Below are 19,500 nucleotides of genomic sequence, written 5' to 3'. Positions count from 1 at the left end.
CCGCTTGGGCTACTCCCGCTTGGGCTACTCCCGCTTGGGCTACTCCCGCTTGGGCTACTCCCGCTTGGGCTACTCCCGCTTGGGCTACTCCCGCTCCGGCCTCCCACTCCAGCCACGCGGTCACGCGGTCACGCCGTCACGCCGCCACGCCGCCTTCGCGACTCCTCGTCCTCCACCACGAGTACGCGGGCCACTAGCCGTCCTTCCGGGTACTTCCGCCGCCGCTGCGCGAGGTGCCGATGTGCCGAGAATGCGCCCTCGGCAGTGTCGGGTCGGAATGCCTCCCCACCCAACGCTCCGCGGCCTTCACGCCTCATGTGAGGGGCTCGCGGGCCGCTCGCCCATGGGGGTTCCCGGCGCCACCAACCCAGTGGGCAGAATGGTGGGTCGTCGAAGGGGTGATCAGTGAGCGATGAAACCGAGCGGGCGGCCCTGCCACCCGTAGCGCCCGTCGGGCTTCCGCCCGAGTTCGCCGAGCCGGCGGAGCGGGCCTTCGGCGACCGTCTGCCCGAGGCGATCGCGTACGCAGACCTGCTCGCCACCGAGGGCGTCATCCGCGGACTGATCGGCCCGCGCGAGGCCCCGCGGCTGTGGGAACGCCATCTGCTCAACTGCGCGGTGCTGTCCGAATTGATCCCGCCCGGCGCTTCGGTCCTAGATGTCGGCTCTGGTGCAGGTTTGCCCGGTATCGTGCTCGCAGTGGCCCGGCCGGACCTGCACGTCACCCTGGTCGAACCACTCGCCCGACGAACCACCTTCCTCACCGAGGCGGTCGACACCCTGGGCCTCGGCGCGACCGTGACGGTCGTCCGGGCCCGCGCGGAGGAGGCCGCCGCCCAAGGCCTGACGGCCGACGTGGTCACCGCTCGCGCGGTCGCCCCGCTCGACCGGCTGGCCGGCTGGTGCCTGCCGCTCACCGCGATCGGCGGCCGCCTGCTGGCACTGAAGGGTTCGTCGGCGACCGCCGAGATCGCGGAACACCGCTCCGCGGTGCTCGCTCTCGGCGGCGGCGAGCCCGCCGTGCACGTCTGCGGTACGGGCCTCGTCGACCCCCCGACCACCGTGGTCGAGGTGACGCACGAGCACGACGTCGCGCCGGTCCGGCCGGCGAAGACCGGCCGCCGCACCGCGGAACGACCGGCGCGAGGGAGAACACGGAGGCGCTGACATGGACGGGCGGGAAGCGCCATCCTCGGGCACCCCTTCCCGCCGTCCCGTGCCGTCGGCGGAGCAGTTCGTCCCGCGGCTGTCCATGGCGTTGATGGCGGAGCAGGGGTTGGGCGTCGGCTCCACCCCGCCGTTGCTCAGGGACGCTGACGAGGAGCTCGACGACGAGGTTCCTGCTGCCGCATCCGATGTACAGCCGAGCCGAACTGCGGTCGACCGGACGACACGAGGCTCCGGTGCCCGGGCGGCAGACGCGGCAGGCAGCGGGGCCGAAGACTCACGCAGCCGCATGGTTGCACCTGCCGCCGAGCCTGCCTCGTCGGCCGGCGCGGCCGGCGCCTCGACGCACCCCAGCGACTCATCAGGCTCGTCGGGCGGTGTAAGCCCGGCGCCTGCCGCGCCCGCTGCCTCGCACTCCGGAAGCGGCCACAATCACGACTCTGCCGACGGCGACAGCGCGCGAACGGGTGAATCACAAGCTTCCGGTATCGATCGGCCTTCCTTTTCGAGCGTTCCGAAGACCGCCCAGCGACCTAACGGGAGAGCCGGCGGCGCGTCCCCGGCTGACGTGGCGCGGATCCTCAAGTCGACGAGTGCGGACCGCCCACCCGTCTGGGCGCGCCCCTCCCCCGCGGCTACGTGGTCCCGTAGGCCGCCGGCGGAGGGGAGCGCACCGCCGCGCGAGTCCCACGACGCAACACCCACCGGCCATGCATCCGGAGAGCCGGGCGACCTCCGGGAACGCGGCACCCCACCCGCTGGTACGCAGCGGCACGTCGTGCCGACGGTCGAAGAGCCCGTCCCGTCACCGGCGGGTCGCCAACCCGCTGATCGCAGTTCCGCTGCTGGTCTCCGGGCCTCCGTTGCCGCGTCTGTGTTCCCGAACGCGCAAGCGTCCGATGGCAGATCCGCGCCGCGAGCCGCCGAACCTCCGGCTGCCGGGCTGGCACCTCTATCTGCCGAGCCCCCAGCTGACGGGTTGGCACCTCTATCTGCCGCGCCCCTGCCTGGCGGGTCTGCACCCTTACCTGCCGAGCCCTCGGCTGGCGGGTTTACACACCTGGCGACCGAGACGTCCGGTAGTAGGTCCGCCTCCGACGGTTGGTCGGCCGCCGCCCAATCCGAGGCCGTCGCGGGCGACTCAGCCTCCATCCAGACGCACGCTCTGGTCGGATGGCCTGACCTCCCGCTCCGAACCTTCGGCGGGACCCTCTCCCTAGTACCGGGATTCCTCGTCTTCGCCGTCCCATCGGCAGCCGCATCGCCGACCCATCAGGCGGACACCCGTGGCCCTGCCAGCCCTGTCGCCGTAGGCTGGCCGCGCGTCGATAGTGTGGAACGGACCGCGGGCGCTCCCGAACCCCCGCCCGGTCCAACCGATCCGCACGCATCGCCCCGCGGTGTCCCGGTGAGGGTCCGGGCCACCAATCCATCCGCAGCAGGCAGGGATGACACGGTGCATGAGTACGGGAGTGGCTCGACCAGTTGGGGCGGCCGCGTTTCACGTGAAACCGGCTCAGCCGGTGCGTTCGCCGCGACGAGCGCCGGGTACGGGTACGGATTCGAGAGTGGGGAGCTGAACGTGCCGCCTCAGCCGCGCGTCGGAAGTGGGTACGGCGCCGAGCCGCGGTCGTCTGCCGGCCGGGTCTACGGCGCCGGTGGTTCGCCGGTGGCCCAGGGCGAGGTGGAGCAGGAGGCGCCTCGGCGCACCGCTCCGTCCCCGCGACCACACCCCTCCGAGGCGGACGGCCACGGCGGCACGGTCGCCCCGGTCTCCGCAGCACCCGTCTCCGTCCAGCCCGACGCCCCCGCCGAAGATGTTTCACGTGAAACGGCGCACGTCGACGACGATCCGCCGCTGGCCATGGAGGCTCTCCGCGCCGTGCAAATTCTGAACCCGAGCGGCGAAATCACTATGCCGCGACCGACCCACCCGCGCGTCCTCTGCGTCGCGAACCAGAAGGGCGGCGTGGGCAAGACCACCACCACCGTCAACCTGGCCGTCGCGCTCGCCCTGCACGGCAACCGCGTCCTGGTCGTCGACCTCGACCCCCAGGGCAACGCCTCCACGGGCCTCAACGTCCCCCACCACGCCGGCATCCCCGACGTGTACGACTGCCTCATCGACAACGTGCCGCTGGCCGAGATCGCCCAGGCCGTCGAGGGCATCCCGAACCTGTGGTGCGTGCCAGCCACGATCGACCTCGCGGGCGCGGAAATCGAGCTCGTCTCCGTCGTCGCCCGTGAGTCGCGCCTCTCCCGCGCGATCACGAACCACCCCGAGACCTTCGACTACGTGTTCATCGACTGCCCGCCGTCCCTCGGCCTGCTGACGGTCAACGCCCTCGTCGCGGCCCAAGAGGTGCTGATCCCCATCCAGTGCGAGTACTACGCGCTCGAGGGCCTTAACCAGCTGATCAACAACATCAACCTGGTGAAGCAGCACCTGAACCCCACCCTCGACGTCTCCACGATCCTGCTGACCATGTACGACCGCCGCACCCGGCTGGCCGACGCCGTCGAGCAGGACGTCCGCAACCACTTCGGGGACAAGGTCCTCGAGGCGGTCATCCCGCGCAACGTCCGCGTGTCCGAGGCACCGAGCTACGGCCAGTCGGTCATGACCTACGATCCGGGATCGCGCGGCGCCACGAGCTACTTCGAGGCAGCGTTGGAGATCGCGAATCGCGGCGTCATGGGAGGCACGGCATGAAGAATCGTCCGCGGGGGGGCCTGGGGCGCGGCCTGGGCGCCCTCATCCCGACGGGCCCGGCAGCAGCCGGTACGGCGGTCGCCGAGCCGGACTCGGCCCCGCCCCTGTCGGATCCCGCCCCGCAGCCGGACGCCCCCATCGCGTCCGCGCCCGCGGAACCGCCCGCCCCGGCGCCGGCGCCGGTCGTGGACGAACCCGCGCTGAACCCCGTACCGGGCGCTCGGTTCGCCGAGATCCCGGTCTCGGCGATCGAACCGAACCCGAAGCAGCCACGGTCGGTGTTCGACGAGGAGGCGCTAGACGAACTCAAGACCTCCATCACCGAGGTCGGTTTCCTCCAGCCCATCGTCGTCCGCGAACTCGGTGAGGGCCGCTACGAACTGGTTATGGGTGAGCGCCGCTGGCGCGCGGCCCAGGCGATCGGCAAGGAGAACATCCCGGCGATCGTCCGCGACACCCCGGACGACGCCATGCTCCGGGACGCCCTGCTGGAGAACATCCACCGCGCCAACCTCAACCCTCTGGAAGAGGCGGCGGCGTACCAGCAGCTCCTGGAAGAATTCGGCGCCACCCACGACGAGCTGGCGAAGCGGATCGGCCGGAGCCGCCCCCAGATCTCGAACACGATCCGCCTGCTGAACCTCCCAGCCCCGGTCCAGCGCCGCGTCGCCGCCGGCATCCTCTCTGCCGGCCACGCCCGCGCCCTCCTCGGCCTGGATGACTCCGAGGCCCAGGAGCAGCTGGCGCTGCGCATCGTGGCCGAAGGCCTGTCGGTACGCGCCACGGAGGAGCTCGTCTCGCTCGCCATCGCGGACGGCCCGGCGAAGAAGGCCGCTCCGTCGCGGCGTGGCAAGGTCCACGCCCCCGCCCTGAACGACCTGGCCGACCGGCTCTCGGACCGCTTCGACACCCGCGTGAAGGTCGACATCGGCCGGAACAAGGGCAAGATAACCATAGAGTTCGCGACGGTAGACGACCTCGAGCGCATCGTCGGGATCATCGGCATGGAGCAGCAGGCCGAGGAGGACTAGCTACATCCGGGTGCGTCGGAAGGGCGCGTGATTCGGTACGCCGGATCACGCGCCCTTCTTCGTACCCGTGGTACGGGTCGGCTGGTCCTGGGTATCCGTTGCCGGAACGCGCTTCCACCGGGTTGCGAACGGCTTGCGTGGACGACCGCTAGTGCTTAGCACCGTCCGCAGCTCTCGAAGGCTTTCAAAGCCTCGCGTGCGGTGGCTTGGGTGGGACCGGCACCTCGACCCGACAGTGATTGCCGAGTGAGGCTAGGCCGGCGCTCTGCGCGTGTCCGGTGTCGCTCGTGTACAAGAGGGCCTGCCGGAGGCACGTGAGCATCTGACAGAACGGTGGTGCTGAGAGCGAGGTAGCTAGACGCCCTATCCATAGGTCACTGGAGGTCGGCCGCGCTGGTGGCCCAAAGTGCCGGGCATGGTAGGCCAGTAGTGGCGGGCCGCGGCCGGCGTCCAGATGGTCGTCGGCCCAAATCCAGCGCGGGTCCGGCCATACCTCGCTTACCTGCACCTCCTCCTGGCCGCTGAGCGGACACCGTTGCGGTGATGTTGTCGGCGCCGGGCGCTGTGGGATGGTGGTCGCGTGACGGTGGAGGACCTGGTTCGGCTGCGCCGCGCCCGCGACGTGATGGACCGCGATTACGCGGAGCCGCTGGATGTGCCGGCACTGGCGCGCGTCGCCTTCATGTCCCCCGGTCACTTCTCCCGGAGTTTCCGCGCTGCCTTCGGCGAGACCCCCTACAGCTACCTGATGACTCGCCGCATCGAGCGGGCGAAGGCCCTCCTGCGACGGGGCGATCTGTCGGTCACCGAGGTCTGCTTCGCGGTCGGCTGTACGTCCCTCGGATCGTTCAGCTCCCGGTTCACGGAGCTGGTCGGCGAGAGCCCCAGCTCCTACCGGGCCCGGAATCATGACAGCGGCGCCGCCATCCCGGCCTGCTACGCGAAGATCTACACGCGACCGGTCAGGAATGGAGAAGCACGCCAGACTCCCGGACCCGTAGCGTGATTGCCATGGAGATCAAGGTTTCGCAGTGCTTCATCGCCGTCGACGACCACGACAAGGCGCTCGCCTTCTACCGCGACGTCCTCGGCCTTGAGGTCCGCAATGACGTCAGCTTCGAGAACATGCGCTGGGTCTCGGTCGGGTCCCCGTCCCAGCCGGACGTCACCATCGTCCTCGAGCCGCCCCTCGCTGACCCGAACGCCTCCCCCGCTGACAAGGAGGCCATGGCAGAGCTCCTCGCCAAGGGCCTCCTGCGCGCCGTCATCTTCACCACCGACGACTGCGACGCCACGTTCGAGCGGATCCGCGCAGCCGGCGGCGAGGTGCTGCAGGAGCCGATCGACCAGCCGTACGGGGTGCGGGATTGTGCCTTCCGCGACCCGGCCGGGAACATGCTCCGCTTCAATCAGGCGCGCAAGCAGTAGACCTCCGGCGGCACAGGTGCGAGGCCCTTGTGCAATGGCCAGGGGCCTCACCCGATCACTGGACGAACGAGCGGCCGGTGCGTACTTGCCGCATGGTTCGGCTGAACCATTAAGTCCGGCAGGCAACGACACGTGGCGGTCACCCCCGACTGCGTGCTGACCGATGCTTCAACGAGCCCAGCGGCTCGCAGATGATCCTCGGCTGGAGACGGTGCGCTGGAGTCGCTACGGGCGGTCTGGCAAAGGAAGCCAGCCTGCGCTCGGCGCGTGGCGCTTCTAGCGCCCAGCCAAATCCACCTGACGATCGGTGTCGCCGCCACAAGCGGGTCAACGCATGCGATGACCTAAGCCGGCCGGTTTCACGTGAAACACGGAAGCCAGCCTCACGTCGGCCGTAGGTCAGAACAGAGCCTCAAGCCTCCGGCCACACGCCACTACCGGTAGCGATCGTTCGATGCTTGGCAAATTGTGCGGTTGTCGAACAGGAAGCCCGCACGCAGGACCGCACGATAGCGACTCGTTAGATGGCATGGTTTCACGTGGAACGCGACTCTACGCCGCACCGGATCATGCGGCCGTCGGGCGATCTCGCTACCCGTTAGCTCGGGCGAGCCGCGGAATCGGGATGACCCTCGTGTCTGGCGCAGCTAGCACGAGGCTGACCGCAGGCCCAGCTCGCCGGCCTCGCCAGCCTCGCCAGCCTCGGCACGCCGTCGCTTGGCCATTCCCCACCCATCGCCAGCTTGGCCGCAGGTGTGTCTAGCGAGCGCTCCTATGCGGATAACCTCGCAACGACGCAGGCGGTATGCGTTCGCCGTTCGCGGTAGGACACGTGGACACACCAACGCCCTAGGCGGAGTGCCCGGCTTCCACACCCAGCTGAGACCGTCCCGAAAGAACGTGACGCCGGCAGGTCTCCCAACCTGAGTCGGCTCAGTTGGGCACGACGACGCCCTCGGCTGGGCGGCGAGCTGTGGGGATCGCCTTCCAGGTCGGGTGAGCGAGATGCTTTCTGGTTCCGAAGCAGTGTCAGCCCTGCGCGCGCATACGATCTTCGTGTCCGCCCACCGAGGCCCTCAGGCGCTGACGAGTCGTTGGCTGGAGACGGCGATACGGGGACGCAGTGCCCAGCTCGTTGGGCAGACTCGGGCCTGCCATCCGCGACGTGCATTGGTGCAGCGGACCCAGCCCGCCATCGCAGCCTTACCGCGGCGCTGACGGACGAGTTCGGCACTTGGACGGTCGTGCATGTGCTCGGCAGTAGCTGTCGAAGACCTAGCTGGCGCCTCATGCGGAGCTAGCGTCGGTGACTCGGCGTCCGAAGGCACCGGATCGGTACGCCACCGACTCGTAGGCTGTCACACCGCCCGTCGCACCCAAGTGAACGCCGACAGTTGATGTTGGGAGGGCGAGCGTCCCGCTTGAGCGGCCTGGTGCGATCTGCCTCCAAGCGCCGAGCGTCGGCGTTCGCCAGGCGGTCATAGGGTCACCGTTTCACGTGAAACGGCGCGCTCGCGTCCACGCCGACGGAGCGCCGCGACTTGTGGATAACGCGATCCAATCCAGAGCTCACGCACGGTCATCCACAGGCGCGCACACCCTGCGACGTGGCGTTTCACGTGAAACGGCGTGCCCTGTGGATAACTCCTGTGGACAACCGGCAGATCGGGTTACGGCCCCGAACGGCCAATTTCGGCGCACCCGCTGTGCGAGCCCCGGACCACCGTCCCCGCCCTCATGCCGGCGGGCCGAACCGAGGAAAGACAGGCGGACGCCTCCTGCAATAGGGTCGTCCTCGTGCCCGACAACACCTCCCCGCTGCCCGACTTCACCCGCTGGCCCTCCTTCCCGTTCGAGGGCGACATGCGCGTCAAGGCCCTCGACGAACCCGTCGCCGTCGAGCCGCCTCGGCACGGCGAGGACGCCTCCGAGTGCGTGGCGTGCGCGACGCCCGACGAGTCGTACATCTGGGTCAGCGAACGGTGGCGGGTCCGCGCCATGGAGCGCCCCACCGGTCTGCCGATGGTGCTGATCCTGGAGTCCCGGTCCCACCTCGATCTCGGGGATCTACCGAATCTGCTCGCCGCCGAGCTCGGCGTCATGACGGTGCGGCTCGAGCGGGCGGTGCGGTCGTTGGACGGGGTGGCTCGGGTTCACGTGAATCGCTGGGGCGACGGGTCCGCGCACTTGCACCTGTGGTTCCTGGCCCGGCCGCACGGGCGGCTGCAGCTGCGGGGCACGTTCCTGTCGCTGTGGGACGACATCCTGCCTGACATCCCCGAGCAGCAGTGGCGCGAGAACCTGGCGCTCGTGGCCGCCTGGCTCGCCGAGTTCGGCGGCCGGCCGCTGGCGGAGCCGCCGCACATCGCGTGGCAGTCACCGTCGACGATCGACACGTCCGGCGAGCAGATCGAGGCGGTCGCCCATCCGCCGAACCTGGCGGACGGGGAGCCGGCCGCGGGCGCGGACGATCCTGCCGACTTCAGCATGTCGACAGACGCGGGACCCGGAGCCGGTGTGAACGGCTGGCCACCGGCAGGCGCCGCCGGCACGGACAAGCCGGACGCGGACACGGACGCGGACACGGACGCGGACACGGATGCGGACTCAGGAAGTGGTGGTTGGCAGGTCGGCACCCCCATGGGTGACCCACTGGCACCCAGCTCCCCCGCCAACCACGAGACAGCAGACACCAGCTCGGGGGCAGACGCCGGAGGGTGGGCGAAAGTCGAGACGCGGGCGGAAATCGAGACCCGGGCAGAGACCGAAGCGCCGACGGACGCCGAAGCGTCGGCGGACCTTGGAGCGCAAACGGAAGCCGAAGCGCGGACGGACGCCGGGACCCAAGCGGAAGCCGGGACGTGGGCGGAGACCGGGACGGACGCCGGGACCCGTACGGGCGCGGGGACCCAGGCGGAAGTCGAACCGCAGACGAGAGCCGGGACGCAGACGGAACACGGCCCGCGGACCGAAGGCGGACCGCGGGCGGAAAGCGGACCGCGGGCGGAAAGCGGACCGCGGGCGGAAAGCGGACCGCGGACGGAAAGCGGACCGCGGACGGAAAGCGGACCGCGGACGGAAAGCGGACCGCGGACGGAAAGCGGGACACGGCTGGAGTCTGGCGCGCGGACGGAACCCGAGGTGCGAGCGGAACCCGGAACGCAAACGGAACGCAGGACGCGGACCGAGCCTGAGACGCGGACCAAGGCCGAGGCGCACACGGAAGCTGTGACGTCGGCGAGGGCAGAGGACCCAACGGCGGCGGACAGGAAGCCGGCGTCGTGGTCGAGCGAACCGATTACATCCGGCTCGCCAGCTCAAGCCGACCGAATGGAAGCCGCCCCCACCGCATCCCAGAACCACCCGGATCAGCCGACCGCCAAAGCAACGACCGCATACCCACAGCGGTCGACCGAAGACGACGCCGAAGCCCCCAAGCCGACCGCCAACGACCCGGCGACGGCGACCGCGCAGCCAAGCAAGCAACCCGGAACAGCCGCCGATACAGAGGCAGGGTCGCCGAACGGGCCCCAATTCGCCGTCAGAAACCCGGATCTTGCGAAATCCGGCCCGGACGAAATCCCAGGAGAACGCTTCCTACAGAACCGGATCGAGCCCGGTACCACGACCGAAAGCACCAACCGTCCTCGCCAAGCCGCCTCACCCCCGGCCCCCACTGACGACCAGAAGAACCACACCGCCGAACCCGGACGGCCTCAAGACAAGACCGAAAAGAGCCCCACCCTCGCAGACCGCCCAACGGTGGACCTTCGCCGCTCCACCCCCTGAGACACCGCAAAGACGAGGACCGGGTCAGGCCGCCCCACGCCCAGCGGCCTGACCCACCAGCCCGGCCAGAAGCTTCCCGAAGTCCAACCCCCCGGCCTGCACAGCCAACGGCAGCAACGACGTCTCGGTCATTCCCGGCGACACGTTCACCTCGAGAACGTGCGGCGCCCCGGATGGGTCGACGATCAGGTCGACCCGGGACAGGTCCCGGAGCCCGAGCGCCCGGTGCGCCGCCAACGCCACCGACGACACGGCTTCGGACACGTCGGCTGGCAGCCGGGCGGGTGCGTGCCAGGTGGTGAGGCCGGCGGTGTAGCGGGCGGCGTAGTCGTACACCCCGTTCACGGGGACGATCTCGACGGGCGGCAGGGCCTGTGGTCCGGAGCCGAGGTCGACGATGGAGACGGCGATGTCGGTGCCGGCGACGTAGCGCTCGACGAGCGCGGTGGAGTCGTACGCGAAGCAGGAGACCATGGCGGCGGGCAGGGCGGCGGCGTCGCGGACGACGGAGGCGCCCAGGCCGGAGCCGCCCTGGGCGGGCTTCACCATCAGCGGCAGGCCGAGCCGGGAGACGATGCGGTCGAGGACGGCGACGGCGCCGAGTTCGGAGAAGCGGTCGTGGGGCAGGGCCACCCAGTCGGGGGTGGGGATGTCGAGGGAGCGCAGCACCGACTTCGCGGACGGCTTGTCCCAGGCGAGGCGGGAGGTCTGGGCGTCGCAGCCGACGTACGGGACGCCGCACAGGTCGAGGACGCCGCGCAGGGAGCCGTCCTCGCCGGTGGCGCCGTGCAGGGCGATGACGACGGCGTCGGGCGGGTCGGCGGCGAGGTGGGGCAGGAGGGTGGCGTCGGCGTCGCGGAGGTCGGTGTCGACGCCGGCGCCGCGGAGGGCGTCGACGACGCGGCGGCCCGAGCGCAGGGAGACGTCGCGTTCGTAGCTGAGGCCGCCGGCGAGGACGAGAACGTGGTGATCCGTACCCATGCTCTGGATCATGCCAAGTCGGGGCCGGGCACGTCCCCACCGGGACGGACCCCGGCCTGCCCGGTGGGACCGGCGAAGGGTTGGGCCGGGGAGCCGAACACGGCGCGGGTGGCCAGTTCCTGCTCCATGACGCCGGCGAGGCGGCGGACGCCTTCGCGAATGCGTTCCGGCGGCGGGAACGAGAAGTTGAGGCGGATGTTGCCGGCACCGGTGCCGTCGGCGTAGAAGCCGGTGCCGGGAACGTACGCGACGCGGGCGGCGATGGCGCGCGGCATCATGGCCTTCGAGTCGAGGCCGGGCGGCAGGTTCATCCACACGAACAGGCCGCCGGACGGGCGGGTCCAGGTGGTGCCGGCGGGCATGAGGTCGCGCAGCGCGTCGAGGAGCGCGTCGCGGCGTTCGCGGTACAGCTCGCGGTACGTCTTGATCTGCTCGCGCCACGGCATGGTGGTCAGGTACTGGTTGACGGCGTGCTGGGCGAAGCCGCTCGGGCACAGGATGTTCGCCTCGGAGGCGATGACGAGCTTGTCGCGCACGGCGTGCGGGGCGAGGATCCAGCCGACGCGCAGGCCGGGCGCGAACGTCTTGGAGAAGGTGCCGACGTACAGGATGCCGTCGCGGCGGCGGGCGCGCAGCGGTCGGGGCGCCTCGCCCTCGAACGACAGCTGGCTGTACGGGTCGTCCTCGACGATGAGCAGGCCGGCGCGTTCGCAGACGGCGAGGATCTGGTCGCGGCGCTCGTCGGTGAGGGTGACGCCGGCCGGGTTCTGGAACGTGGGGATCGTGTACAGGAACTTCACGCGCCGGCCGCGGCGGGCGCAGTCGTCGAGGGCGGCCTGCAGCGCGACGGGGTCGAGGCCGCGGTCGTCCATGGGTACGTGGACGACCTGCGCCTGGGCGGCCTGGAACACGCCGAGCGCGCCGACGTACGTGGGGCCCTCGGCGAGCACCACGTCGCCGGGGTCGAGGAACAGCCGGGCGATCAGGTCGAGGGCCTGCTGGCCGCCGACGGTGACGACGACGTCGTCGGGGGACGCGCCGGCGGACGCGTCGATGCCGGACAGCGCCATCACCTCGCAGATCCGCTCGCGCAGCTCGGGGGTGCCCTGGCCGATGCCGTACTGGAGGGCGCTGGTGCCGTGTTCGACGGTGAGCCGGGACATCATGTCGCCGACGGCGTCGAGGGGCAGGGCGGCGATGTACGGGGAGCCGCCGGCGAGCGACACCACCTCGGGACGGCTGGCGACGGCGAACAGGGCGCGGATCTCCGAGGCGGTCATGCCCCGGGTGCGGCTGGCGTACCGGTCGGTGTAGTCGTCGAGAGTCGTGCCGGTCATGCGGCGATCACCCCACAGTGCGACGTCGTGCAGAGCCATGTCGGCGTCACTGACGAGCACAGCAGGTGTCCCCTGAATACTAAGGGGAACAGCGTGACGACGGGCGGGCCATTATGGCCCGACTCCTCCCCTGACGGGCGGTCACGGCGTAAGATTCGCCCGGGGCACGGAGTGGGCACGTGCTGCGGATCAACAACTCCGTCTGTCTCGTGAGGGGTTCGCCGATGTCGCGACGCCTGGTCAATCTCACCCTGGACACCCTCGAGGACCTGCCGCGCCCGTGCCGGCAGTGCGTCTACTGGGAGCTCGACCCCGTGGCGTCGCAGCGCGCGTGCGCGTCCGGCGACCCCGGCCTCGAGAAGGAGGCGTGGGTGTCGCAGACCCTGCTGGAGTGGGGGTCGTGCGGCAAGCTGGTGTACGCGGACGGCATGCCCGCCGGTTACGTCATGTACGCGCCGCCCATGCACGTCCCCCGGTCGATGGCGTTCCCGACGTCGCCGGTGTCCCCCGACGCGGTGCTGCTGATGACGGCGCACGTGGTGGCGTCGTTCACCGGCGGCGGGCTGGGGCGGATGCTGGTGCAGGGCGTCGCGCGGGACCTGACGAAGCGGGGTGTGAAGGCGATCGAGGCGTTCGGCGACGCGAAGTTCGGCGAGGTCGCCGAGGGCGAGGCCGGGTGCGTCGCGCCCGTCGACTTCTTCCTGTCCGTCGGCTTCAAGACGGTACGTCCGCATCCGCGCTATCCGCGGCTGCGGCTGGAGCTGCGCACGGCGATGTCGTGGAAGTCCGACGTCGAGTACGCGCTGGAGAAGCTGCTCGGCTCGATGAGCCCGGACGCGCTGCTGCGCCCGGGCCTGCCCGCGACCCGCTCGGCGTCACCGAGCGAGCCGGCGTACACGACGAACTGACGTCAGCCCTGGCGGGCGGCGAGCTCCAGGCGCAGCTGGCGCACGTCGATGCTGCCGGTCGGCACGTCGTGCTCGACCGGGTAGTACATGCGCTGCACCGCGGCCAGGATCGCCTCGACGATCTGCTCGCGGAACAGCGCGTCGGTGAGGCGCGCACGGTCGACCGGCGACGTCAGGTAGCCGAGGTCGACGCGCACCGCGGGCATCCGGGTGAGCCGCAGCAGCGGCCACGTCTTGGCGTGCACCCGGCAGTCGAGCAGGCCGGTGCGCACCGCGATCTCGCGCTGCACCAGGTTCGCCAGCCGCTCCCCCACGGTCGAGGTGACCTCGCCGCCGCCGGTGCCGTAGTGGTACGCGGCCACGCCCTCGGCGTGCGGGTTGTCCTGGCCGTCGAGGTGCAGCGAGATGAGCAGGTCGGCGCTGAGGCCGTTGGCCAGCTCGGCGCGTTCGGCGTCGGTGAGCGTGCGGGTGGGGTGCGGGCCGCGGGTCAGGTGCACGCGCATGCCGACCGCGCCGAGCCGCCCCTCCAGGCGGGCCGCCACGTCGTACGCGAGCTCCGCCTCCGTCCAGCGCAGGCCGCCGTCGGCGACCAGCACCCCGGTGTCGTCGGGGCCGCCGTGGCCGGGGTCGACGACGATGGTCTTGCCGATCAGGTTCGGGCCGGCCTGGCGGAACAGCTCGGCCTCGCGCAGCCACTGCGGGCGGCCGCCGACGACCTTGCGGCCGAGCCGGCGCAGCGCCTTCATCGTCTGCGGACCGCAGGAGCCGTCGGCGGACAGGCCGACCTCCTTCTGGAATTGCGCGAGCGACCGGGCGGTGCGGGCGCCGTAGACGCCGTCGGCGCGGCCCACGTCGTAGCCCATCTCCAGGAGGCGTTCCTGCAGGACGCGGACGTCCTCGCCGACGAGCGGCTCCGGGATGGCGTGGAACAGGGTGCGGGCGCCGAACCGCCAGCGGGCGGCGTCGAGCGCGCGCCACGTGTCGTCGCCGACCATGCCGTCGACGCCCAGGCCGCGGCTCTGCTGGAAGGCCCGTACGGCCTGGTCCGTCGCGTCGTCGAAGTGCTCCGCGGAGAAACCGTCAGAGGACGGCTCCAGGACACCCAGGTCGGCGAGGATCATTCGGATCTCGGCGACGGCGGGACCACGGTCACCGCGGCGGATCGGGCGCACAAAGCCTCCTGGGGAACCCTAGGCGAACTTCCGGAGCGTACCCCGCGCGGCCAAGAGCACCCGACTGACGCGCATTGATGGGTGCGCGGGATCACCCGGGTGGGCCGAACAGCCCCACCAGCCGGTCCACGTCCAGGTAGGTGGTGACGCTCACGACCCGCGGGCCGGCCACATCGATGAGGACCAGTCCGAACGGCACGTGCGCGCCGTCGGGCCCGGGCCGGGTCTGCCAGTACGCGGGCGACGCGTTCGCCGCCACCGGCACCAGGCGCGCGCCCGCGCAGGAGGCCGCCGGGTCGAGCAGCGCCGCCCGGATGTGGTCGCGGCCGCGCAGCCACCACACGAACGGCGGCATGGTCATCGTGGCGTCCTCGTGCAGCAGCGCCACCAGCGTGTCGACGTCGTGCCGCTCGAACGCGTCGCAGTAGCGGGCCAGCAGCCGGCGCTGCGCGTCGTCAGCCGGGCGCAGCGGCTCCCCCGGCGCCGGCGCCACCGTGCGCAGCGTGGCCCGGGCCCGCTGCAGCGCGCTGGTCACCGACGCCACCGTGCAGTCCAGCAGCACGGCCACCTCGTCGGCGTGCCAGCACAGCACGTCGCGCAGGATCAGGACGGCGCGCTGCCGCGGCGGCAGGTGTTGTAGCGCGGCGACGAACGCCAGCCGTAGTGTCTCCCGCCGCACGACGCGGTCCTCCGGCAGCACGCGCGCGTCCGGCACCGGCATCACCCACCGGTGCTCACCCAGCGGCGGGCCGAAGTCGGCCGCGCCGGCCTCCGCCGCCGGCCCCAGGTCGACGGCCAGCGCCCGGCGCTGCGCGCTGCGCAGCATGTCGATGCAGACGTTCGTGGCGATCGCGTACAGCCACGTGCGCTCCGAGCCACGACGCCCGTCGTACGCCGAGCGCCACGCCCGCACGAACGTCTCCTGGACGGCGTCCTCCGCCTCGAACCCGGAGCCGAGCATGCGGTAGCAGTAACCGGTCAGCTCGGTCCGGTACGACTCCAGCAGCACCCGCACACCCTACGACCGATGAGTTACCGCGCCCCGCCCCGTATGCACCGCGACAGCCTCGGACACGACGACGGGAGTACCACGATGCGGCAGGACGACGGCACGGCGCGGGCGGCGGTGACGGCGGAACGGCGGGACCTGGCGGACGTGCTCGCCGGCCTCACCCCCGAGCAGTGGGAGGCGCCCACCCTGTGCGCCGGGTGGCGGGTGCGGGAGGTGGTCGCGCACATCACCATGCCGTTCCGGATGTCGCCGGCCGGCTTCGTGTGGGAGATGGCGCGGTCCGGCGGGCGGTTCAACCGGATGGCGGACCGGGTCGCGCGCCGCGACGGCACCGCCATGACGCCCGGGCAGCTCACCGCGGCGCTGCGTGACAACGCCGGCCACCCGTGGTCGCCGCCCGGCGGGGGCGCGCACGGCGCCCTGTCGCACGACGTCATCCACGGGCTCGACGTCACCGTCGGCCTCGGGCTCGACCGGCGGCCGCCGCCGGACCGGGTGGCGCTGGTGCTGGCCGGGATGCGGCCCCGCAACCTCGCCTACTTCGGCACCGACCTGACCGGGGTGCGGCTGCACGCCACCGACGTCGACTGGAGCTTCGGCGAGGGCACGCCGGTGCACGGCCTGGCCCAGGACCTGCTGCTCGCGGTGTGCGGGCGCCGGCTCCCGGCGGGGCGGCTCACCGGCGCCGCCGCGTCCCGCTTCGCCTGACGCACGACGAGGGCCCCGCGGACGTCCGCGGGGCCCTCGGGTCGTACGGGTGGATCAGAAGGCGGATTCGATGAGGTTGACCAGCGCGCCCTTGGGCTTCGCGCCGGCCACCGAGTTCACCGGCTGGCCGCCCTTGAAGACGGTGAGCGTCGGCACCGACATGACCCGGTACGCGCGCGCGGTCTCCGGGTTCTCGTCGATGTTCAGCTTGACGATGGTGACCTTGTCGCCCATCTCGGCCGCGATCTCCTGCAGCAGCGGCTCCACCTTCTTGCACGGCGCGCACCACTCGGCCCAGAAGTCCACGAGGACCGGCTTGTCGGACTGCAGCACGTCACTGACGAAGGTGGCGTCGGTGACCGCCTTGGTTGCTCCCACGGGGGACCTCCGGATCGGGGGAAAGAGAAGAACAGGTCAGAGTTCGACGAACGAGGCGATGAAGCGCTCCGCGTCGAGCGCGGCGGCACAACCGGTGCCCGAGGCGGTGATGGCCTGACGGTACGTGTGGTCGACGAGGTCGCCGGCGGCGAACACGCCGGGGACGTTGGTGCGCGTGCTCGGGTGCGCGACCTTCACGTAGCCCTCGTCGTCCATCTCGACCTGGCCCTTGAACAGCTCACTACGGGGGTCGTGACCGATCGCCACGAACACGCCGGTGACGTCGAGCGTCTTGGTCTCGCCGGTCTGGATGTTCTTCAGCCGGGCACCCACGACCTTGCCGTCCTCGCCGAGGATCTCCTCGACGACGCTGTTCCACTCCACCTTGATCTTCTCGTTGTTCAGCGCGCGGGCGGCCATCACCTTGCTGGCGCGGAACGAGTCGCGGCGGTGCACGATGGTCACCGTCTCGGCGAAGCGGGTGAGGAAGGTGGCCTCCTCCATGGCGGAGTCGCCGCCGCCCACCACGATGATGTGCTGGTTGCGGAAGAAGAAGCCGTCACAGGTGGCACACGAGGACACGCCGTGGCCGAGCAGCTCCTGCTCGCCGGGCACGCCCAGCGGCCGCCAGGCGGAACCGGTGGACAGGATGACGGCGCGGGCGAAGTACTCGGTCTGGCCCACGTACACCGTCTTCAGCGCCTCGGCGCCGGGCTCGGTGGCGCCGACCAGGTCGACGCGGGTCACGTCGTCGGTGATGAACTCGGCGCCGAAGCGCTCGGCCTGCTTGCGCATGGCGTCCATCAACTCCGGGCCCATGATGCCGTCGGGGTGGCCCGGGAAGTTCTCCACCTCGGTGGTGGTCATCAGCGCACCGCCGGACTGGACGCCCTCGATGACCAGCGGCTTCAGGTTCGCCCGCGCGGCGTAGAGCGCCGCCGTGTAGCCGGACGGCCCCGAGCCGATGATGATCAGGTTACGGACCTCGTCCACTGCCGACTCCTCATCCTGTGCCGCAACCGCACGACGGGCTGCGTCTGGCAGAACGTCATCGTACGGATTCCGATTCCCGCTTCTGCCGCCCCGGTGGGTCAGGTCACGCCGGGGGCTGTCAGCCTACTCGCACCTGCTGGCGGGTGTCGGCGCCGATGCCGGGTGTGCCGCAGCCCGGGCCGCTCACCCACGCCCAGGCGGTGCCGTCGGCGGCGGTGAACCGGACGACGAGCGCGGGCACGCCCAGGTAGCGGGCGAAGTCGACGGACCCGGCGGTGATCGGGCCGCCGCCGTGCGCCTCGGCGATGGCGTCCAGGCAGGCGCGCATGGCGTCGGCGTCGACCAGCCGGGCCAGCTCGTCGGCGACGGAGGCGCTCGGCAGCAGGTTGCGGGAGGCGGAGTACGGGGTGGCGGCCGCGCTCGCTCGGTCGGCGGGGGCGGCCGCCGGGGCGGCGGCGCCGAGCAGCGCGTCGGTGTAGTCGGTGCCGGTGGCGCGCACGACGGTGGTGCCGGTGCTCGCCGCCTCGGCGCCGCCCAGCGCCTGGTCCTCGGGGCCCGCGGACGTGCCGTCGGGCAGCTCGGCGGCGGACTTGCGCTGGGCGTCCGCCTCGGGGGCGCTGAGGACCGCGGGCTGGCCGCCGCCCGCCGTCGACGCGGTGTCCTCGGAGTTGCCCACGCCCCCGACCAGGTTGGCGCCGATGCCGGCGAACGCGAGCACCCCGGCGGCGACCGCGATCGGGGCGGCGAAGCGGCGCATCCGGCTCCGCCGGCGGGCGGTCGAGCCACCGGGCACGGCGTGCAGGTGCCGCGCGGGCGCCTCGTCGAGGTCGGGCGCGGGGGCGTGCGTGAGGATCGGCTCGGGGGCCAGCGCGTCCAGGCGGGCCAGCTCGTCGGCGGACAGCTCGGGCAGGCCGGCGAGGGCGGCGGTGATGCGGTCGGCGACGTCGTCGGGCAGCGGGCCGGCGGGCGGCAGGGCCTGCAGCTGGGCGCCGACGGCGGTCATGCCGGTGGCGAGGGAGTCGAAGGCGGCCTGCCAGGCGGGGTCGCCGGCCACGAGGCGGCCGACGCGGTCGGCGTCGGGGGTGCCGTCGAGGGCACCACCGATGTAGTCCGCGAGGAGGTCGAGGTCGACCTCGGTGTGCTGCTCGGTCACGACTCGCCTCCCTCGCGCTCGGGCGTCCTGCTCCCGGATGGGACGCCGGGGGCGGGCAATTGGTTCCCGGTCCGCGGGGTGTCGTTCGTCGCATCGTGCGCGGCGGCGGGCGCGGCGGGGCGGGGGCGCAGGTGGCCGAGCTGCTGGGCGAGCTTGGCGCGGCCGCGGGCGCACCGGCTCTTGATGGTGCCCTCGGCCACCCCCAGCACGGCGGCCGCGTCGGCGACGGAGAAGCCCTGCACGTCGACGAGGACCAGGGCGGCCCGCTGGTCGGCGGGCAGCGTGGCCAGGGCGTGCCGGACGTCCAGGGCGGTGTCGTGGTCGACCGGGGGCGCGGCGGGCTCGGGGCCGCGGAAGGCGCCGTCCTCGCGGTTGCCGTCGGGCAGCGGCACGGTGGGGTGCGCCTGGCGGCGGCGGGCCCGGTCGATGCAGGCGTTCACGACGATGCGGTGCAGCCAGGTGGTGACCAGCGAGTCGCCCCGGAACCGGGCGGCGGCGCGGTGCGCGGACAGTAGCGCGTCCTGCAATGCGTCAGCGGCCTCCTCGCGGTCGCCGAGGGTGCGCAGGGCCACCGCCCACAGCCGGTCGCGGTGGCGGCGGATCAGCTCACCGAACGCCTCCGGGTCGCCGTCGACGTGGGCGCGCAGCAGGTCGGCGTCGGCCGGCTCGGCGGGGGTCGCCGCAGCGCGGACCGCGCCGTCGCGCTGCGGGACGGAACCGGTCACGCGAG

The 19,500-nt window shown here is 71.8% G+C and carries 15 protein-coding genes and 1 pseudogene; 8 read left to right on the top strand and 8 right to left on the bottom strand.

What is annotated here, in order from left to right; all coding sequences use genetic code 11:
- Positions 1-432: 432 nt before the first annotated feature.
- The 6 genes and pseudogenes from rsmG to Sya03_RS09780 all read left to right on the top strand — a co-directional run.
- Positions 433-1,167 (top strand): 16S rRNA (guanine(527)-N(7))-methyltransferase RsmG, encoded by a 735-nt coding sequence (rsmG, locus tag Sya03_RS09805; protein WP_203937909.1) that lies wholly within the window; start codon positions 433-435, stop codon positions 1,165-1,167.
- Positions 1,168-2,743: 1,576 nt separating this feature from the next.
- Positions 2,744-3,880 carry a ParA family protein gene (locus Sya03_RS09800; protein ID WP_275411440.1) on the top strand — a complete coding sequence of 379 codons (1,137 nt, stop codon included), beginning with the start codon at positions 2,744-2,746 and terminating at the stop codon, positions 3,878-3,880.
- Positions 3,877-4,911 (top strand): ParB/RepB/Spo0J family partition protein, encoded by a 1,035-nt coding sequence (locus Sya03_RS09795; RefSeq protein WP_203937903.1) that lies wholly within the window; start codon positions 3,877-3,879, stop codon positions 4,909-4,911. Before Sya03_RS09800 ends, Sya03_RS09795 begins: the two co-directional genes overlap by 4 nt.
- A 625-nt stretch (positions 4,912-5,536) precedes the next feature.
- Positions 5,537-5,917, top strand: coding sequence for a helix-turn-helix transcriptional regulator (locus Sya03_RS09790; protein WP_239107273.1), 381 nt, complete (start codon positions 5,537-5,539; stop codon positions 5,915-5,917).
- A 5-nt stretch (positions 5,918-5,922) separates the two neighbouring features.
- The gene (locus Sya03_RS09785) at positions 5,923-6,339 is read left to right on the top strand and encodes a VOC family protein (RefSeq protein WP_203937901.1); all 417 of its coding nucleotides are present in this window, start codon (positions 5,923-5,925) and stop codon (positions 6,337-6,339) included.
- 1,818 nt (positions 6,340-8,157) lie between these two features.
- Positions 8,158-8,722, top strand: a pseudogene (locus Sya03_RS09780) (hypothetical protein); the annotation flags it as partial.
- A gap of 1,430 nt (positions 8,723-10,152) precedes the next feature.
- On the opposite strand, the gene Sya03_RS09775 reads toward Sya03_RS09780, so the two are convergent.
- Both Sya03_RS09775 and Sya03_RS09770 read right to left on the bottom strand, forming a co-directional pair.
- Positions 10,153-11,109 (bottom strand): D-alanine--D-alanine ligase family protein, encoded by a 957-nt coding sequence (locus Sya03_RS09775; RefSeq protein ID WP_370871923.1) that lies wholly within the window; start codon positions 11,107-11,109, stop codon positions 10,153-10,155.
- An 8-nt stretch (positions 11,110-11,117) separates the two neighbouring features.
- On the bottom strand, positions 11,118-12,446 hold the full coding sequence (locus Sya03_RS09770) for an aminotransferase-like domain-containing protein (protein ID WP_203937899.1): 1,329 nt from the start codon (positions 12,444-12,446) through the stop codon (positions 11,118-11,120).
- Between the two features lie 224 nt (positions 12,447-12,670).
- Between Sya03_RS09770 and Sya03_RS09765 the strand changes: the two genes are divergently transcribed.
- Positions 12,671-13,354, top strand: coding sequence for a GNAT family N-acetyltransferase (locus Sya03_RS09765; protein WP_203937898.1), 684 nt, complete (start codon positions 12,671-12,673; stop codon positions 13,352-13,354).
- Between the two features lie 2 nt (positions 13,355-13,356).
- Here the strand turns inward: Sya03_RS09765 and Sya03_RS09760 are convergent, their stop codons facing one another.
- Both Sya03_RS09760 and Sya03_RS09755 read right to left on the bottom strand, forming a co-directional pair.
- Positions 13,357-14,526: an N-acetylmuramoyl-L-alanine amidase gene (locus Sya03_RS09760; protein ID WP_203937897.1), complete on the bottom strand. Its 1,170-nt coding sequence runs from the start codon at positions 14,524-14,526 to the stop codon at positions 13,357-13,359.
- Positions 14,527-14,617: 91 nt separating this feature from the next.
- Positions 14,618-15,535, bottom strand: coding sequence for an RNA polymerase subunit sigma-70 (locus tag Sya03_RS09755; protein WP_306890071.1), 918 nt, complete (start codon positions 15,533-15,535; stop codon positions 14,618-14,620).
- An 84-nt stretch (positions 15,536-15,619) separates the two neighbouring features.
- On the opposite strand from Sya03_RS09755, the gene Sya03_RS09750 reads away from it, so the two are divergent.
- The gene (locus Sya03_RS09750; RefSeq protein WP_203937895.1) at positions 15,620-16,246 is read left to right on the top strand and encodes a maleylpyruvate isomerase family mycothiol-dependent enzyme; all 627 of its coding nucleotides are present in this window, start codon (positions 15,620-15,622) and stop codon (positions 16,244-16,246) included.
- Positions 16,247-16,300: 54 nt separating this feature from the next.
- Here the strand turns inward: Sya03_RS09750 and trxA are convergent, their stop codons facing one another.
- The 4 genes from trxA to sigM form a co-directional block, all read right to left on the bottom strand.
- A complete protein-coding gene (gene trxA, locus Sya03_RS09745) occupies positions 16,301-16,624 on the bottom strand; it encodes a thioredoxin (RefSeq protein WP_203937894.1) in 324 nt (107 codons plus the stop codon).
- A gap of 36 nt (positions 16,625-16,660) precedes the next feature.
- Entirely contained in the window at positions 16,661-17,617 is a 957-nt protein-coding gene (gene trxB, locus Sya03_RS09740) for a thioredoxin-disulfide reductase (RefSeq protein ID WP_203937893.1), read from the bottom strand.
- Positions 17,618-17,735: 118 nt separating this feature from the next.
- The gene (locus Sya03_RS31510; RefSeq protein WP_203937892.1) at positions 17,736-18,770 is read right to left on the bottom strand and encodes an RsmA family anti-sigma factor; all 1,035 of its coding nucleotides are present in this window, start codon (positions 18,768-18,770) and stop codon (positions 17,736-17,738) included.
- Positions 18,767-19,495 carry an RNA polymerase sigma factor SigM gene (gene sigM, locus Sya03_RS09730; RefSeq protein WP_203937891.1) on the bottom strand — a complete coding sequence of 243 codons (729 nt, stop codon included), beginning with the start codon at positions 19,493-19,495 and terminating at the stop codon, positions 18,767-18,769. The genes Sya03_RS31510 and sigM overlap by 4 nt, the downstream gene beginning before the upstream one ends.
- Positions 19,496-19,500 lie beyond the last annotated feature (5 nt).

The sequence above is a fragment of the Spirilliplanes yamanashiensis genome (genome assembly GCF_016863475.1).
Lineage (GTDB): Bacteria > Actinomycetota > Actinomycetes > Mycobacteriales > Micromonosporaceae > Spirilliplanes > Spirilliplanes yamanashiensis.
Note: the sequence above shows the minus strand (reverse complement) of the source record. Positions and strands in the feature narration are given on the sequence as shown.

Bases quoted from the DNA above. Each gene is read 5' to 3' on its own strand.
- Sya03_RS09750 (WP_203937895.1), top strand. From the start codon at position 15,620: ATGCGGCAGGACGACGGCACGGCGCGGGCGGCGGTGACGGCGGAACGG.
- Sya03_RS09775 (WP_370871923.1), bottom strand. From the start codon at position 11,109: ATGGGTACGGATCACCACGTTCTCGTCCTCGCCGGCGGCCTCAGCTAC.
- Sya03_RS09785 (WP_203937901.1), top strand. From the start codon at position 5,923: ATGGAGATCAAGGTTTCGCAGTGCTTCATCGCCGTCGACGACCACGAC.
- Sya03_RS09765 (WP_203937898.1), top strand. From the start codon at position 12,671: ATGTCGCGACGCCTGGTCAATCTCACCCTGGACACCCTCGAGGACCTG.
- Sya03_RS09795 (WP_203937903.1), top strand. From the start codon at position 3,877: ATGAAGAATCGTCCGCGGGGGGGCCTGGGGCGCGGCCTGGGCGCCCTC.
- Sya03_RS09770 (WP_203937899.1), bottom strand. From the start codon at position 12,446: ATGACCGGCACGACTCTCGACGACTACACCGACCGGTACGCCAGCCGC.
- Sya03_RS09790 (WP_239107273.1), top strand. From the start codon at position 5,537: ATGGACCGCGATTACGCGGAGCCGCTGGATGTGCCGGCACTGGCGCGC.